The sequence below is a fragment of the Lysinibacillus sp. fkY74-1 genome, assembly GCF_053165895.1.
On record NZ_CP170173.1, the window covers coordinates 3,456,627 to 3,474,620 of the forward strand.

Annotated in this window: 13 protein-coding genes; 6 read left to right on the top strand and 7 right to left on the bottom strand. The window is 39.5% G+C overall.

Annotated elements, in window-relative coordinates; genetic code table 11:
* Positions 1-88: 88 nt before the first annotated feature.
* Positions 89-3,145: a transglycosylase domain-containing protein gene (locus ACE1MS_RS16970; RefSeq protein WP_012295681.1), complete on the top strand. Its 3,057-nt coding sequence runs from the start codon at positions 89-91 to the stop codon at positions 3,143-3,145.
* Positions 3,146-3,257: 112 nt separating this feature from the next.
* A complete protein-coding gene (locus ACE1MS_RS16975; RefSeq protein ID WP_447402498.1) occupies positions 3,258-4,139 on the top strand; it encodes an NAD-dependent epimerase/dehydratase family protein in 882 nt (293 codons plus the stop codon).
* A 49-nt stretch (positions 4,140-4,188) separates the two neighbouring features.
* On the opposite strand, the gene ACE1MS_RS16980 is transcribed toward ACE1MS_RS16975, so the two are convergent.
* From ACE1MS_RS16980 to acsA, 5 genes are all read right to left on the bottom strand, one after another.
* Complete coding sequence (locus tag ACE1MS_RS16980) at positions 4,189-5,319, bottom strand: acetylornithine transaminase (RefSeq protein WP_447402499.1); 1,131 nt, start codon at positions 5,317-5,319, stop codon at positions 4,189-4,191.
* Positions 5,320-5,392: 73 nt separating this feature from the next.
* Positions 5,393-6,178 (bottom strand): acetylglutamate kinase, encoded by a 786-nt coding sequence (gene argB, locus ACE1MS_RS16985; protein ID WP_031418595.1) that lies wholly within the window; start codon positions 6,176-6,178, stop codon positions 5,393-5,395.
* On the bottom strand, positions 6,141-7,373 hold the full coding sequence (argJ, locus tag ACE1MS_RS16990; protein ID WP_447402500.1) for a bifunctional glutamate N-acetyltransferase/amino-acid acetyltransferase ArgJ: 1,233 nt from the start codon (positions 7,371-7,373) through the stop codon (positions 6,141-6,143). The genes argB and argJ overlap by 38 nt, the downstream gene beginning before the upstream one ends.
* A 44-nt stretch (positions 7,374-7,417) precedes the next feature.
* Positions 7,418-8,452: an N-acetyl-gamma-glutamyl-phosphate reductase gene (gene argC, locus ACE1MS_RS16995; protein ID WP_447402501.1), complete on the bottom strand. Its 1,035-nt coding sequence runs from the start codon at positions 8,450-8,452 to the stop codon at positions 7,418-7,420.
* A 234-nt stretch (positions 8,453-8,686) separates the two neighbouring features.
* Positions 8,687-10,414: an acetate--CoA ligase gene (gene acsA / locus ACE1MS_RS17000; protein ID WP_418936743.1), complete on the bottom strand. Its 1,728-nt coding sequence runs from the start codon at positions 10,412-10,414 to the stop codon at positions 8,687-8,689.
* 330 nt (positions 10,415-10,744) lie between these two features.
* Between acsA and ACE1MS_RS17005 the strand changes: the two genes are divergently transcribed.
* The 3 genes from ACE1MS_RS17005 to ACE1MS_RS17015 are packed head-to-tail and all read left to right on the top strand — an operon-like array spanning position 10,745 to position 13,209.
* On the top strand, positions 10,745-11,377 hold the full coding sequence (locus tag ACE1MS_RS17005) for a GNAT family N-acetyltransferase (protein ID WP_031418591.1): 633 nt from the start codon (positions 10,745-10,747) through the stop codon (positions 11,375-11,377).
* A 24-nt stretch (positions 11,378-11,401) separates the two neighbouring features.
* Positions 11,402-12,049 (top strand): acetoin utilization AcuB family protein, encoded by a 648-nt coding sequence (locus ACE1MS_RS17010; protein ID WP_012295689.1) that lies wholly within the window; start codon positions 11,402-11,404, stop codon positions 12,047-12,049.
* Positions 12,049-13,209: an acetoin utilization protein AcuC gene (locus ACE1MS_RS17015; protein WP_447402502.1), complete on the top strand. Its 1,161-nt coding sequence runs from the start codon at positions 12,049-12,051 to the stop codon at positions 13,207-13,209. The genes ACE1MS_RS17010 and ACE1MS_RS17015 overlap by 1 nt, the downstream gene beginning before the upstream one ends.
* Positions 13,210-13,355: 146 nt before the next feature.
* Here ACE1MS_RS17015 and ccpA read toward each other — a convergent pair whose 3' ends face one another.
* Positions 13,356-14,360, bottom strand: coding sequence for a catabolite control protein A (gene ccpA, locus ACE1MS_RS17020; RefSeq protein WP_012295691.1), 1,005 nt, complete (start codon positions 14,358-14,360; stop codon positions 13,356-13,358).
* A 174-nt stretch (positions 14,361-14,534) separates the two neighbouring features.
* Entirely contained in the window at positions 14,535-15,620 is a 1,086-nt protein-coding gene (locus tag ACE1MS_RS17025; RefSeq protein ID WP_031418590.1) for a bifunctional 3-deoxy-7-phosphoheptulonate synthase/chorismate mutase, read from the bottom strand.
* Positions 15,621-15,794: 174 nt separating this feature from the next.
* On the opposite strand from ACE1MS_RS17025, the gene ACE1MS_RS17030 reads away from it, so the two are divergent.
* Positions 15,795-17,948, top strand: coding sequence for a cell division protein (locus ACE1MS_RS17030; protein ID WP_447402503.1), 2,154 nt, complete (start codon positions 15,795-15,797; stop codon positions 17,946-17,948).
* The last annotated feature ends 46 nt before the right edge of the window (positions 17,949-17,994 follow it).

Below are 17,994 nucleotides of genomic sequence, written 5' to 3' on the forward strand. Positions count from 1 at the left end.
TCTATACGAATCTATTTCAAAGTCAATAACTATGTTCGAGCTAAAACAATATGTGCTATAATAAACAAGATTTTAGGAGGTCGATACATTGAAGGATTGGATTGAAAAAATCAATGCAAAGATCGATACATTAATTGAACAAAAATGGATGAAGAAATTACGTATTTCAGGTAGCGTTACCTGGAACTTATTTTTACTATTTTTAGTCTTTGCATTGGTTGGCACTGTATTTGTCGGTTCAGTAGGAGCTGGTTATTTCGCTTCTCTTGTAAAAGAAGAGCCTTTACGCTCAAAAGATGAATTGCGAGATCAAATTTTTAGCTATGAAGAAACAAGTGAAATTTATTTTGCCAACGATATTTATATCGGAAAATTACGGACAGATTTAGATCGCCGCGAAACTTCACTAAAAAATGTTGCACCAGATGTTATTAATGCAGTACTGGCAACAGAAGATGAGTATTTCCGTGAACATAACGGCATTGTACCAAAAGCGGTTGTACGAGGCTTATTACAAGATGTTACGAATTCTGCTACACAGACAGGTGGCTCTACACTTACGCAACAACTTATTAAAAACCAAGTATTAACCAATGAAGTTTCCTATGAACGTAAAGCAAAAGAAATTTTACTTGCTATGCGTTTAGAGCATTTTATGACAAAGGAAGAAATATTAGAGGCTTATTTAAATATTATTCCATACGGTCGTAACTCTTCAGGGCGAAATATTGCAGGCGTAGAAACAGCCGCAGAAGGAATCTTTGGTGTCAAAGCTAAGGATTTATCACTTGCGCAAGCAGCTTACATCGCTGGTATTCCTCAGGCGCCATTTGCTTACACACCTTTTACAAATACGGGTGAACTGAAAAGTGAGGAAGCTTTAAAACCAGGTATTGATCGTATGAAAACAGTTCTTTATCGTATGAAAGAAGCTGGTTATATTGACGATGCTCAATATAAAGAAACACTGAATTATGATATTGCTGCTGACTTCCGTGGTCCAGAAATGCGAGCGGAGGATCGTTATCCATGGCTTACATATGAGCTTGAGAGCCGCGCAAAAGATATTATTGCAGAAAAACTCGCAGAAGATGACGGTATTGACCCAGAGCGATTAAAAACAGAAAAAAAATTAAAAGATAAATATAAAATCTTAGCAGATCGAGATGTTCGCTCAAAAGGTTATCGTATTTATTCAACCATTAACAAAGATATGTATGATGCCATGCAAAAAGCTGCTAAGGACTTCCAATATTACGGCCACACATATACTGGTAAAGGGAAAGACCCTGTAACCGGTGAGGAAGTTGATATCGAAATGCCCGTACAAGTGGGCAGTATTTTAATGGAGAATACGACAGGTCGCATTTTAAGTTTTGTAGGTGGTCGAGACTTTAATACAACTCAAGTTAACCATGCAACACAAGCTTATCGTTCAAATGGTTCTACGATGAAACCATTACTTGTATACGCACCTGCTATTGAGTATGGCGTAATTGGTGCAGGTAGCCCACTCGTTGACGTAAAATTCTCAATTGGTTCATGGAGCCCAAGTAACTATATTACTAGTGATGAGCGAGGACTTATTCCGGCGCGTGAAGCTTTAGCAGATTCTCAAAACATATCAGCGTTACGTTTATATAATGATATTATTAACAAACGACCAGCTGATCTATTAGTAAAAATGGGATTCACAAAATTACACCCCGATGATTTCACTAACCTTGCAACCGGTATCGGTGCTTTAAGTGAGGGGACTACTGTAGAAGAGAATACGAATGCCTTTGCTACTTTTGCAAATGGTGGTCAATTCATTGATGCTTATATGATTGATCGAATTGAAGATCAAGAAGGAAATATTATTTACAAACACGAAGTAGAACCCGTCCAAGTATTTAGTCCAGAAACATCTTATATTGTGACAGATATGCTACGTGACGTATTAACAAAAGGAACAGGAACTCTTGCTCGTAATACATTAAAATTCTCTTCTGATTTCGCTGCTAAAACAGGGACTTCTCAAGAGTATAAAGATGTTTGGTTAGTTGGCTATAACCCTAATGTATCTCTAGGTGTTTGGATGGGTTACGACCAACCTCGTACGTTGTACGCATTTAATAATACGTACCTACAGCCAAGTGTTCGTGTCAATAAATTATGGGGTACTTTAATGAATTCCGTTTACGATGTGGCTCCTGAGTTTATTGACCCACCAACAAGCTTTAAGGCACCTAAAAATGTGGTGACCGCTTCATTCTGCGGAATTTCTGGAATGGCACCTTCTGCTGCCTGTGCAGATGCAGGTTTAGTTCGTTCAGACTTATTTAATGCGAAAGTATTTTTACCTTCACAACCAGATGATAGCTTAGCTGCTTCAAGTGTTGTAACGATTAAAGGAAAAACTTATAATGCATTACCTAGTACACCAGCTGAATTTGTCAAATCAGGTGGCGCAGGTATTAATCAGGCGTTTATTAAACGTATGTTAGGCCGTCTTGGCGGTAACCCAGCAAGTTTATTACCGAAAAATTCAACTTTAACCAATTCATCTGTTTCGGCCGTTGATTTCCCTGCGGATGGAAGTGCACCTGCAGCAGTAACAGCATCCGTAAATGGCTCAACTTTATCTTGGACAGAGTCATCAAACGATGTAGTTGGCTATCGGATTTACAATGTTACAAACGGTGCCAACACATTAGTAACTTCTGTTCTTGAATCTACACAAAGTATAACGGTCGCTAGTGGACAGGCCTATGTTGTAGTGGCTGTAGATATTACAGGCTTAGTGTCACCACATTCTAATGTAGCCTCTACTGGTGGTAGTGAAAATGAACCTGATCCAGAGGATAATGGTCAAGAAACAATTCCACCTACAACACCGCCTACAAATGGCAATGGGTCTGGTAATAATGGTAACGGTTCTAACAATGGGAATGGATCTGGTGGCAATGGCAACGGCTCTAACAACGGGAATGGATCTGGTGGCAACGGCAACGGCTCCAACAACGGGAATGAATCTGGTGGCAATGGCAACGGCTCCAACAATGGGGATGGATCTGGTGGTAACGGATCAGGTCAACCTGAAGATGGCTCAAATGGAGGAGACAACGGCAATACAACTCCCCCTGAAACATCAAGGCGATAATCAGTTTCATTTTCTGTGTCAAACAGGCTTACTACAATTCACTTTTGATTTGTAGTAAGTCTATTTTTTTGTCATTATTAAGAAGACTACTATTTTGAAGGAGAGGAAAAATATGAACATTTTAGTTTTAGGGGGCACACGTTTTTTCGGAAAAAAATTAGTGGAACTTTGCATTGCGAATGGACATGTTGTAACGATTTTAACACGCGGTCAAAGCGGCAATCCTTTTGGAACAGCTGTCAAACAATTAATTGTTAATCGGGATGATCGTGACGCATTAGAAAATGCTCTCGCCCATACAACGTGGGATATTGTTTATGATAATATATGCTACTCTCCTAACGAGGCACATACCATTTGTGAGCTTTTAAAAGGGAAAACGAAAAAACTTGTCTTTACTTCAACTCTTTCAACCTATGAAGTTGATGGCAAGATGAAAAAGGAAGAAGATTTCGATCCTTATCATTATCAAATTCTCATGGGGGATCGAAATGAATTTTCCTACGGAGAAGGAAAAAGACAGGCAGAGGCTGTATTGTTTAAAGAGGCTTCATTCCCAGTTGTTGCTGTACGTTTCCCAATTGTCATGGGTGAACATGATTACACACGTCGTTTGCATTTTCATGTTGAACGTATTTTACACGATCAGCCAATCTCCTTACCGAATATCGATGCGCAGATGAGCTATATTACAGATGAGGAAGCAGCTAATTTCTTATATTTTGCAGGCATGACACCTATAGAAGGACCATACAATGCTACAGCATCTGGTGCCATGTCATTGAAGGAACTCCTTGCGTTAATTGAAGAAAAGAGTGGGAAGCGCGCAAAAATTTCACTTGTTGGTGGCGATGAAGAATCACAATCACCATATGGTGTACCTGCTGACTGGTATATGACAAATGCGAAAGCAGAGAAAGCAGGATTTACATTTAGTCAACTTCATGATTGGTTGCCAAAACTAGTAAATACATTAGTAAAACAGCTTCAATAAAAAAGAAAGACAAAGAGTCTGCTAAATAAGCAGATTCTTTGTCAGTAAATTAATATAATATGGTCTTTAAAATGGCTACTGCTTCGTCTATCTCTTTCTTCGTTACAGTTAGTGGCGGCAATAGTCGAATAACATTTGGCCCTGCCCCTACTAATAAGAGACCCTTCTCTTCTGCAGCAGCAATATACGCGGCTACTTCTGTTTCACCACAGCCAATTCCAAGCATTAATCCCTTACCCTGAATGGTATAATTAGAAGGTAAATGCGCTTTTAGTTGTGCGACAAAATAGGCTGACTGTTCTTGTACTTGCTGTAAGAATGCTGGCTCAAATACATGACTTAAGACGGCCTGAGCTACATTCATTGCAAGTGGGTTTCCCCCAAATGTAGTACCATGTGTACCCGGACTAAAGGTTGCATAAAGCTCGGCAGTTCCTAGCATTGCCCCTACCGGAAAGCCACCACCTAAGCCTTTTGCTAATGTCACTATATGTGGCTTTAACACCGTTTGCTCAAACGCATAGCGTGTTCCTGTTCTTCCAATTCCAGTCTGTACTTCGTCAATAATGAGTAATATTCCCTTGTCCTCACATGCTTTTGCAATCGTGGTAGCGAATTCTAACGATACACAATTAACGCCACCTTCTCCTTGAATCATTTCCAGCATAATGGCTGCTACAGAGTCATCAATAGTAGCTTCTAGTGCGGCAGCGTCATTGAATGGTAAAATCGTAAATTTTTCAACGAGTGGTCCAAAGCCGTTATGTATTTTGCCTTGACCTGTTGCAGACATTGCTCCGAATGTGCGACCATGAAATGATTTTTCGAAAGTAATCATATGGTTTTTCCCTGTATGCTTTCGTGCTAACTTAATGGCCGCTTCATTTGCCTCCGCTCCACTATTACAGAAAAAAGCATGTGCAAAATGCGTATGAGCGATTAATTTTTTAGCCACGGTTTCCTGACCAGGGATATCAAAAAGGTTCGATATATGCCACAGCTTTTCACTTTGCTCTTGTAGTGCCTGCACAATGGCTGGATGCGCATGCCCCAGACTTGCTACTGCAATACCACTAGTAAAATCTAAATATTGTTTTCCTGTAGAATCCTCTACAACGGTGCCCTGCCCTTTGACAATTTGCGCACGACGTTTACCGTAGTTCCCGAATAACGCACTCATGTTATCATCTCCGCTATTATTTGAAATGGTCTTCTTTCAACATCTATACTTTTCATAAGCTCTTATTAGAACACTAGGTAGCATGAAGTTTATCGGAAGTGACAATCGTAGTGCCAATCAATGTCTCTCCCACAATTTGCACGGAAGGTATACCTGCACGTAAACAATCGATCGCTCCTTGTACTTTCGGAATCATCCCTCCATATAGATGCCCTTGTTCTATCCATTGATTAATGAGAGTGGGTGTTGCCATTGTTTGATATTCATCATAGACTCGAATACCACTTACATCTGTAACGAGTAATAAGCTATCTGCCCCTAAGGCTAATGCTATTTCACTTGCGACTGTATCGCCGTTAATGTTTAAAGCCTGACCTGCTTCACTTACTCCAACACAAGCAATAACGGGTACAATTCCCACTGACAATAAAGCTTCAAGTAAGGCTGTATGGATGGCTTTTACTGCTCCTACATAACCATAAACATCTTTATCTAAATAATCTGCCACCATTAATTGACCATCATAACCGTTTAGCCCAATGGCCTCGACGCCAGCACTTGTTAAGTCATGAACTAAAGCAGGGTTAACCTGCCCAATTAGAGTGGATTGGACAACATTCATAGCTGCCTCATTTGTCACACGTATACCATTTAATGTATGCGATTCTATGCCTCGAGCAGCTAATTCACGATTAATAGCTGGGCCCCCGCCATGAGTAATAATAAGCTCCACACCGCTATCTTGAAGCTTTTTAAAATGATAAAAAAAATCTTTATTTAAGCCCTCCAGTGTACTACCACCGAGCTTAATCACCATTCGTTTACGAGCGGTATGATGCGTTGATTTGGACGTAGTCATACGTTAAGTCACATCCCCAAGCATGCCCCTTACCTTCACCCATACCAAGAGACACATATATTTTCACTTCATGCATTTTTAAAATTTGTATTAATTCATCCTCTGAGAAAGGAATTGGTTCGCCGTTTTCTACCATTGTAGCGCCTCCAATTTGAATCGTAATTTTATCTGGGTCTACAGTGGCACCACTATACCCTACTGCTGCAATAATTCGTCCCCAGTTCGCATCACAGCCAAAAACAGCAGTCTTTACAAGTGGCGAGCCTACGACGGTCTTGGCGATTTTTCGTGCCTCTTCATCTGCAACTGCGCCAACAACTTCCACTTCAATGAGCTTAGTTGCCCCTTCTCCATCCTTGGCAATCATTTTTGCTAAATCTTCGGCTACCGTTTTCAATGTGTAATAGAAATTTAACCAATCTGGATGATCAGGTGTTAACGTCTTATTTCCTGCGAAGCCGTTCGCCAATACAACAACTGTGTCGTTTGTAGATGTATCCCCATCTACGGTAATGGCATTAAACGTGAGATTGGTAATATCGGATAATGCACTTTGTAATACATCAGATTCTATTTGGGCATCTGTCGTAATAAAGCCCAACATGGTTGCCATATTTGGTTCAATCATGCCTGAACCCTTCGCAACACCAGCGATAATGATTTCCTTGCCATCTACCGTTGTACTATAGCTTGTGTTCTTCATAACTGTATCTGTTGTTAAAATTGCCTGCGCAAAGTCAATAGCACTTTCTAAATTGTCCTTCGGTTCTAGCTGTTGAATACCATTTACTACTGGCTCCAGCTTCATCATTTCGCCAATGACGCCCGTTGAACAAACTCCCACCAATTCAGGCGCAATCCCTAATTTTTCAGCCACTTGCGCCTGCATTGTTTGGGCATCCTTAACGCCTTGCTTCCCTGTACAAGCATTGGCATTGCCCGAATTCACGATTATCGCCTGCATTTTTTTTGTTGTGTAAACAACTTCCTTTGTTACTTTTAACGGGGCTGCCTGCACAGCATTTGTTGTAAAAACACCAGCAACACTAGCTGGTACCTCACTTACTAAAATGGCTAAATCTTTCTTCTTATGTTTTAAACCACAATGTAACCCAGCTGCCTTAAAGCCTTTTGGTGAAACGATATTTTTACTTGATAACTTTTTCATTACATTTATTGATGTAGTAACTATCATCCATAATTCCTCCTTATTTTTCATCAAACTAAACATAAAAACTGTTAAATAAAGAACGGTACGACATCAAGACCTGTCGTTTGTGGTAGGTCAAATTGTACATTCATATTTTGGATAGCTTGCCCTGCAGCCCCTTTGACTAGATTGTCAATCACACTTACAATCGTGGCACGATTTGTACGAGAATCTACTTTCACCAAAATATCGCAATAATTGGACCCCTTAACACGATTAGTTCCTAAGCTAGTAGCATTTGTAACCATTCGAACAAATGGATGCTTTTCATACGTTTCCTGCAAGCAACCAACCAACTGAGCCTCTGTAACGCCTGCCATTACTGGCGCATAGGATGTCGCTAAAATCCCTCTTGTCATAGGTACTAAATGAGTATTGAAAGTAATGTTTGTTTCAGTATGAGCAAATACGGATAATGCCTGTTCTATTTCTGGTATATGTTGATGTGTATTTACTTTATAGATAGAGAAGTTCTCATTCGCCTCGCTAAAATGAGTAGTTTGTGACGGCTTATTACCAGCTCCTGAGATGCCACTTTTCGCATCAATTACTAAAAAGCTCGGATCAATTAATCGTTCCTTCACTAGCGGTAGTAATGATAATAACACCGCTGTTGGGTAACAACCTGGGTTAGCAATAAGAGTAGCCTGTCGAATATGCTCTGAATTCCATTCAGTTAAACCATAAACACTTTGCTGAACCGTATCAAATGGTGCTGCTTGTTTGCCATACCACGCTTCATAGCTTGCAAGATTTTTTAACCGGTAATCACCAGACAAATCTATAAATTTCGGACCCGTGTTAACCAATGATGGTAATAACTTACTTGTTACGCCAGATGGTGTACTTGTAAAAACTACATCAAATTCCGCTAAAGTATCTTCCTCTATTTTCTGTAATGGCCTATCAATAATCGTCATAAGATGACCAAATTTTGAAGAAAAAAGAACTCCCTCCTCTGAAGAAGTAAATAACGCTAGCTGCTCTACAGCTGGATGATTATGTAAAAACCGAATAAGCTCTAGTCCACCATAACCTGTTGCTCCTACAATTCCTACTTTCAATGCACTCACCTCTGAAATAAGTTAAAAATAGTATACGTCTGCATAAATATTAAGTCAACTGAATTTTTATTTAATTCTATATTTTTTACGCATTTAAATACTTCTCGTTAATACAGCTCTTAAGCATTGTAAATGCAGAAAAAAGAAGGTAAGCATTCACTCGATTGATGAAAGAATGCTTGCCTTCTTTTTATGCATATGTTGTATAAATATCAATTGATGTTCTTTACTTTATCAGTCTTCCATCGTCGATAGGTCACCCGTAGGTAAATTTAACTCCCATGCCTTCAATACACGACGCATAATCTTACCACTGCGTGTTTTTGGTAGTTTTTCCTTAAAATCAATTTCACGTGGTGCTGCATGAGCCGATAACCCTTTTTTAACAAAATCTCTTATATCCTCAATTAATCGTTCGGAAGGTTCTACTCCTTCTCGTAAGGATACAAAGGCTTTGATGATTTCCCCTCGTACTGGGTCTGGTTTTCCAATGACTCCTGCTTCAACAATATCTGGATGCTCCAATAACTTGCTTTCCACTTCGAATGGTCCCACACGCTCTCCGGCCGTCATAATGACATCATCCACTCGACCTTGGAACCAGAAGTATCCGTCATCATCCATATAGGCAGAATCTCCAGATACATACCATTTCCCTTTTAAGAAATAAGATTCATAGCGCTCTGGATTGCCCCAAATTTGACGCATCATAGCTGGCCACCCCCGTTGAATAGCTAAATTCCCCATTGTAAACGGTGGTACTTCGTTGCCAGCATCATCTACAATCGTCGCATGAATACCTGGAAGTGGTTTTCCCATTGAGCCTGGCTTAATATCCATCGAAGGATAATTACAAATCATATGCGCTCCTGTTTCTGTCATCCACCATGTATCATGGATTCGATGACCCAATTCTTCTACTCCCCAGCGAATCACTTCGGGGTTCAATGGTTCACCGACAGATAGCACATGACGCAAAGATGATAGATCATAGCTCTCAAGCAAGCCACTCCCTGCCCCCATCAGCATACGGAATGCAGTTGGTGCACTATACCATACCGTAACACCATAATCTTCAATGGCTTGATACCATGCCTGCGGTGAGAATCTTCCCCCAACAATCACCATTGTTACCCCATTTAACCATGGACCAAAAATACCATAGGCTGTTCCTGTCACCCATCCTGGATCAGCAGTACACCAATAAATATCATCTTCACGTAAATCAAGAACCCATTGCGTAGATTGGTATTGTTGAAGCATTGCATAATGAACATGTAGCACTCCTTTTGGCGCACCAGTTGATCCAGAAGTATAGTGAAGAATCATCCCATCTTCCTGATCTACCCACTCTATATCAAATTGAGCTGAAGCCCTTTTTAATCGTTGATTAAAGTCTAGAATTTGTGATGTTTCTTCAATATCTTCACCTATTAAAAGGACATGCTCTAGGTGAGGTAATTTAGCTATAGGTACACGTTCAAGTAACGCCGGTGTCGTAACCAATACTTTTGCCTCACTATCTGCTAGCCGATCATACACAGCACCTTCCATAAAAGCTTCAAATAATGGTCCAACAATAACACCCATTTTCAACGCACCTAATAATGAAAAATAGAGCTCAGGCGACCGTGGCATAAAAATAAATAAACGATCACCTTTTTGTAGATTAGTAGCTGTTTTAAGAACGTTAGCAGCCTTGTTTGTTAACCTTTTCATTTCATTAAATGAATACGCCTCTTTCCGTTTACCATCATTAAAATAAAGAGCAACTTTATTTTTACGATGTGTTTCAGTATGGCGATCGATTGCCTCATACGCCATATTCACTAAACCTGTCTCGTACCAACTAAATGCTTTTTCTGTATCAGCCCAATTATGAGACTTTGCCACTTCTTCATAATTCATTAACTGGTGCTGACCAGCTAAAGCCGTTAACTTCTCCTTCATTTTCATCCCCATGAAACTACCCCTTTCTTTACGTTTGCTTCAAACTGTTCATTTGCTATTTTCAACAATCCCCTCTGCTGAAATAATAAATTTACGTTCTAAGCAACATATTTACCCAGCTTTTGTTATATAACAGCTTACTGCATCAGAAATGTCCTAACTCTTAATTACGCTACTTTTATCTGTTAAATAACAGAAGCGATATATTATATTTTACACGAATCCAAGGGGATTGTCTTAATATTTTCACTTTTCCAAAAATACAGGTATATTTTGCAAAAATAAGCGTTTTTACGCACGAAATCAGCTATAATGGAATTATTAAACTCAGGTGGTGTCATTATGGAACATAAAAAAACTTTTTTTTCTGTCAAAAGGGAAACTAAGCATGGTACTGTGTATGTGGAAGGACCTGTGCCTCCAGAAAAATTAGCTACATATTCTTTCCATGAAGGCTTGGTTGCCTTTAGACCTCCAAAACAGCAACAACAAGCTATTATTGAAATTGCGGGGCTTCCTGAAGGACGTATAGTTATTATTCGAAACGAAGATATTATTGTAGGCTATGTTACCTATCTTTATCCTGATCCACTTGAACGATGGGCAGAGGATCGAATTGATGACATGATTGAATTAGGTGCCATTGAAGTGATTCCTGACTATCGCGGAACAGGTTCAGGAAAGGCATTACTAGCCGTTTCATTTATGGGTGATGAAATGGAGGATTATCTGGTGATAACTACCGAATATTATTGGCATTGGGATTTAAAGGGGACCGGCTTAAATGTTTGGGACTACCGCAAAATGATGGAGAAGATGATGAGCTCTGTCGGATTTGAATATTTTGCTACGGATGATCCAGAAATCACATCACACCCAGCTAATTGTTTAATGGCGCGCGAAGGTAAGCGCGTGCCTCCTGAGACCATCGAAAGATTTGATAGACTTCGTTTTAGAAATCGTTTCATGTATTAAAACCAATGCAAAGGGGATACGTATATGATCGTAGAAGAAATTATGAATGAAGAACCTTACACATTAGCTCCTACCAATACCGTGTTGGAGGCACTAAAGCTAATGCGTGACAAAAAAGTTCGCCATTTACCTGTTATAGATGAGGAACGTCACGTTATAGGAGTGATTACAGAACGAGACATTAAAGAAGTTTTGCCCTCCTCTTTACAAGATGAACCTAATTCTCCTGTTTTTCATGCAAAAGTAGAAGAAATAATGGTCAAAGATCCGCTTGTTGGTCATCCACTTGATTTTGTTGAAGAAGTCGCTCTTACCTTCTATGAATCTAAAGTAGGGTGTTTACCTATTGTCTCTGGAGGGAAATTAGTAGGAATTGTTACTACAACGGATTTACTCTATACATATATAGAGCTGACCGGCGGAACGGAACCTGGCTCAAAAATTGAAATTCGAGTAGCTGACACGCCAGGTGTTTTATTTGAAATAACAAAGATATTTCATCATCATCATGCCAATGTCCAAAGCGTCTTAGTTTATCCTGATTCTGAAAATACGCAAAATAAAATTTTAAGCGTCCGAGTAAAAACACTGAATCCTTTAGCTATGATTCAAGACCTTCGCAAAGAAGGCTTTGATGTACTATGGCCTAATTTGCCAGGTGTTTCGTTATAATGAAAAAGGCTGTATTCATTTACTCGCCAGAACAACTCGGATATAAATTTTCAGATTCACATCCTTTTAATCATAAACGCTTGACGCTAACGATGGATTTACTAAAAAATATAGATGGACTTGATGATGTAGACATTATTCCCGCTCGTGTTGCAACAGAAGAGGAGCTACTGCTTGCCCATGACCCTAAGTATATTGATATTGTGAAGAGGGCAGGTCATGGTGAATTATCGGTAGCCCAATGTGAAAGCTATGGTATCGGCACTGAAGACACACCGATTTTTGAAAATATGCATGAAGCAAGTGCCCAACTAGTCGGTGGGACGTTAACTGCCGTTGATTATGTAATGGAAGGTAAAGCTGAGCATGCTCTCAATCTTGGAGGAGGGCTACATCACGGTTTTCGTGGTCGCGCATCAGGATTTTGTATTTACAATGATAGTACGGTTGCGATTCGATATTTACAGGAAAAATATAATGCCCGTGTACTATATGTTGATACAGACGCACATCATGGGGACGGAGTACAATGGAGCTTTTACGAGGACCCAAATGTTTGTACATTGTCTATTCACGAAACAGGACGCTATCTATTTCCTGGAACTGGAAATATCACCGAAAGAGGCAACGGACAAGGATATGGTACCTCCTTTAATTTCCCTATGGATGCTTTTACAGAGGATGAAAGTTTCCTAGAAATCTATGAACAATCCATGAGAGAGGTTTTCGAATATTTCAAGCCAGATGTAGTACTCACACAAAATGGAGCAGATGCCCATTTTTTTGATCCTTTGACACACCTTCATGGCACAATGAATATATATCGTGAAATCCCAAAGCTCGCACATCAATTAGCCCATGAATATTGCGATGGTAAGTGGATTGCAGTGGGTGGAGGAGGCTATGATATATGGCGAGTAGTTCCACGTGCTTGGTCCCTACTTTGGTTAGAAATGACTGACCAAGCGTTACCAACTGGACCTCTCCCACAGGCATGGCTTGACAAATGGCAACCCGAAGCTCCCGTACCTTTTATTCCAACTTGGGAGGACCCAATTCCTCTGTATGAGCCCATTCCAAGGAAGGCAGAAATAGAGGAAAAAAATGCTCAAATGTTAGCAAAAGCACTACACCTTATTCGAAATGAAAAACGAGATTAGCACTTTTCCTCACGATTTTCGTGGGGTTTTTTTATTGGTTTGCAGCCAGATCTCCCTGCATTGGTCATTTTATCATGCCTCTTTCCCGCTCCATTTTAAATTAAAAAACACGCAAATCCTTGATAAGATTTACGTGTTCCTACTTATTATTTACTTTTAACAGATTGTCGATGTTCAATACGATGTGGTAAAATCACTGCCTCATCCTCGACAGGCTCCTTACTCATCAATTTAGTAAGTAAGCGCATAGCAACAGCACCAATGTCGTACAGGGGTAATGCAACACTTGTTAGTTGTGGACGAACCATTCGTGCTAGCTTAGAATTCTCAAAGCTAATTACTTCGATATCCTCTGGAACATTTTTACCAGCATCTTGTGCACCATGAATTAAACCAATTGCCAATTCATCACTACCCGCAAAATAGGCTGTAGGTGGCTGTTCAAGCACTGATAAAATCTCCCAAGCTTCTAAGCCCATGTCATAGCTTGATTCTTCAGCAGCAATTAATGCTTCATCTATTGGCAAGCCAGCATCCTGTAATGCTTTCTTATAGGCTGCTAGCTTGAATTTTCCGTTAATTGTATACGAAAGTGGACCTGTTACGAAGCCAATGCGCGTATGTCCATTTTGAATGAGTAAAGATATCGCTTCATAAGCCGCTTGGAAATAGTCTATATTGACCGTAGCTATTGTTTGCGATTCATCTACAGAGCCTGCTAGTACAATCGGGACTGGTGAATGATCCATTGTTTGTTGCATCTTTTCTGTTACTTCATCACTCATCATCACAATACCATCTACTTGTTTCCCAAGCATAGTATCAAGTAACTGTAACTCTTTATCTTCATGTTGATCTGAGTTGGCTAAAATAATATTATAACGGTACATTGTGGCAATATCCTCTACACCACGAGCCAGCTCTGCATAAACATTGTTTGCAATATCTGGGATAATCACGCCAACTGTTGTTGTTTTCTTACTTGCTAATCCACGCGCTACTGCGTTTGGACGGTATTCCAATCGTTCAATTACTTCTAGTACTTTTTTTCGTGTTGCTGGTTTTACGTTTTGATTGCCATTGACTACACGAGAGACGGTTGCCATAGAAACATTTGCTTCTCTTGCAACATCATAAATTGTAACAGTCATCGTACGTGCCTCCCTTTTTTCCTATTATAGCCTTATCATACGATAATTTTCATATTACTTTCAAGAAGAACTACGTAAAAACCAAGTACTAATAGTCCTATTCTAGACATTATTTTGTCACGATATAACAAACACCGCCTGCTAAAGTAAGCAAGCGGTGTGTGCTGTTAACAATTAAGCATGAATTTCATGATTTTTCATGAATTTTTGTAGTGTTTCATAGAATGCATCGAATGTTGGGATGTCCATTTGTTGTTGTGAATCAGAAAGTGCTACAGATGGATCTGGATGTACTTCTGCCATGACACCATCAGCACCGATTGCAATGGCTGCTTTGGCACATGGTAACAATAAATCACGACGACCTGTTGAGTGTGTTACATCTACGAATACTGGCAAATGCGTTTCTTGTTTTAACACTGGTACAGCAGAAATATCTAACGTATTACGAGTTGCTTTTTCATAAGTACGAATACCACGTTCACAAAGGATAATATTTTCATTTCCTTTAGACATAATGTATTCTGCTGCATGGATGAACTCATCAATTGTTGCAGCTAAACCTCGTTTTAGTAGGACTGGTTTATTAGTTGCACCTGCTGCTTTTAATAATTCAAAGTTTTGCATATTTCGTGCCCCGATTTGAATCACATCAATATAATCTAAGGCTTCCTCTAAATGACCTGGTGTCACAATTTCTGTAATCACACCTAAACCATATTCCTCAGACACACGTTTTAAGATTTTTAAGCCCTCTAATCCAAGACCTTGGAAGTCGTATGGAGAAGTACGTGGCTTATAGGCACCACCACGGATTAGCTTTTCACCTTTTGCTTTAATAGAAGCCGCTACTGCAGCTACTTGTTCATAAGATTCAACAGCACAAGGACCAAATACGAAAGATGGCTTCCCTTGACCAATTAACTCACCATTGATATTAATAACTGTATCTTCGGATTTTTTCTTACGAGATACAAGTAATTCTTTCTTTTTATCAGCTTCAAGCTGCTTTAAAGCTGTTTTAAAGATTTGTTTAAATATATAGTCTACCGTCATTTGGTTTAATGGACCTTGGTTGTGTTCTTTAATAAGATCAAGCATGTGTCTTTCACGCAGTGGATCATAGCGATTTACACCTTGTTTTTCTTTAATTTTACCGATTTCATCAACTACAGCTGCACGTTCGTTAATAAGACGAAGAATTTCTAAGTTTAATTCGTCGATTTGGCTACGTAAGCTTTCTAAATCTTTTTGGCTCATGCTTTCTTGCTCCTCTCCTCATGACAGACACTTTCAGAACTCTGAAATGTATGTTACATTTTTAGATAATAGCAATATTATAATCAATGTTGTTCAGAATGTCACGCATTTTTAATTTAGCGCTTCAACTCGCTAAATTGAAATTGAGATATAACGCGAAAGGAAGCGATTACATTGAGTTCTAAATTATTTGCACTTGATATTGGTACACGCTCAGTGGTCGGGATTATTCTTCAAGAAGAAAATGACCATTTTCACGTGGAAGATATAGTAGTGAAAGAGCATAAAGAACGTGCCATGGTAGATGGTCAAATACATAATGTCATGTATGTGGCAGAATTAATTAATACAATTAAATACGAACTTGAAGAGAAACATGGTCCTCTTACGAAAGTAAGTGTTGCGGCAGCGGGCCGATCCTTGAAAACTGAACAAGCTAGCGTAACGATTAATATACGTAATCGTCCTATTTTTACAGAAGAAGATATAAGCCGCTTAGAGCTCCAAGCAGTTCAACAAGCCCAACAACAACTTTTACAACATAAAGAAGATGCTAAAATAAGCCACTATTACTGCGTAGGCTACTCAGTTCTCTACTATCGCTTGGATGGTGAAGAAATTGGCAGCCTCTTAGATCAACAAGGGGATGAGGCACAAATTGAAGTCATTGCCACTTTCCTACCTCGTGTGGTAGTCGAATCACTAATTGCCGCTTTAAAACGAGCTGATTTAGAGATGGAAGCTTTGACATTAGAACCTATCGCAGCTATAAATGTCCTTATTCCTTCAACTATGCGTCGCTTAAATGTGGCTCTAGTCGATATAGGCGCAGGTACTTCTGATATTGCCATTACTGATAAAAGTACTGTTGTGGCCTATGGTATGGTTCCAACAGCAGGCGATGAAATAACAGAAGCTTTAAGTGACCATTATTTACTAGACTTCCCTGTTGCCGAAATAGCAAAACGTCAGCTCCAAACAGCAGAAGAAATATTGATTCAAGATATTCTTGGTTTTGATCAGTATTACCCAAAGACTGAAGTTTTATTAGCCATTGAACCTGCCGTCAAGCAGCTTGCCAAGTCCATTGGCGAAGAAATTTTACGACTCAATAACCGAGTGGCTCCAAAGGCTGTTATGCTTGTTGGAGGAGGTAGCTTAACACCTAACCTAACAACAGAACTTGGTCTAGTCCTAGATTTACCAGCAAACCGTATAGCTGTTAGAGGCATTGATGCTATTCAAAACCTGACGAAGGAAGAGCATATTAAAGCATCACCAGAGTTAGTTACGCCAATCGGTATTGCCATTGCAGCGAAAAAAATGCCCATCCAATATATGAGTTTAACTGTCAATAATCAGGTGGTCCGTCTTTTTGAGCTGAAAGAAATGACAGTTGCCGATGCTTTTTTAGCGGCCAATATCCGTGCTAAACAATTGTATGGAAAACCTGGCCACGGTTTATCTATTAGTGTCAATGGACAAGATATATTCATTCCTGGTGGTCATGGGCAGCCGGCTGAAATAGTAGTAAACGGACAACAGGCATCAACGAAAACATTGATTAAAACAGGCGATGCCATTCAGCTAGTGGAGGGACAAGATGGACAGCCAGCCACAGTAACGGTGAGAGATCTTATTGATAATGCTGCAATCAAGACCATTACTATCCAAAATACAAAATATGTAATTGAACCGAAAATTACAGTCAATCACTCTCCTGCATCCATTGATACTGTTTTAAATGATCGTGATAGCGTCGTTTTTGATATAGCGGAAACCATTGAGGAAATTTTCAAAGTTACAAATAATTGGGATTTATTAAAGCAATTTGAGTCTTATACCATTCATGTCGATGGACAGCCATTATTTTTACCTGAGTTTTCTTCTCCATTAATGATAAATGGAAAAACGGCAAAATTGAGCTATGCAGTGCAGGATGGCGATGTGATTAACTTTCAGCAGCAATCATTGCCAACTGTTCAGCGAATTGCGGACCAAATGAATCTTTTGCTGGAAGATAAAATGATCATTCATTTCCAAAATGAAGTAGTGGAGCTTTCCAAAACAGTACATGAAGCACTGGTCAATCAAATGATTGTATCTCCTCTTTCAACTGTACCGAATGGAGCCACTTTAATTTTTACAGAAAAAGATCGTAGTCCTTGGATCTATCAAGATGTATTTCGCTTTTCTAATTGGCAGCTCCCAAGCACATTCAAAGGAAACTTCACCATTTTAAGAAACGGTCAGCCTGCAAGTTTTGATACGGAAATTTTCGGTGGCGATCGACTTGAAATACTATTAGCCGAAACCCCTATCGTTTAAAAAAGGGATACGTTACACGACGATCATGTAACGTATCCCTTTTCGT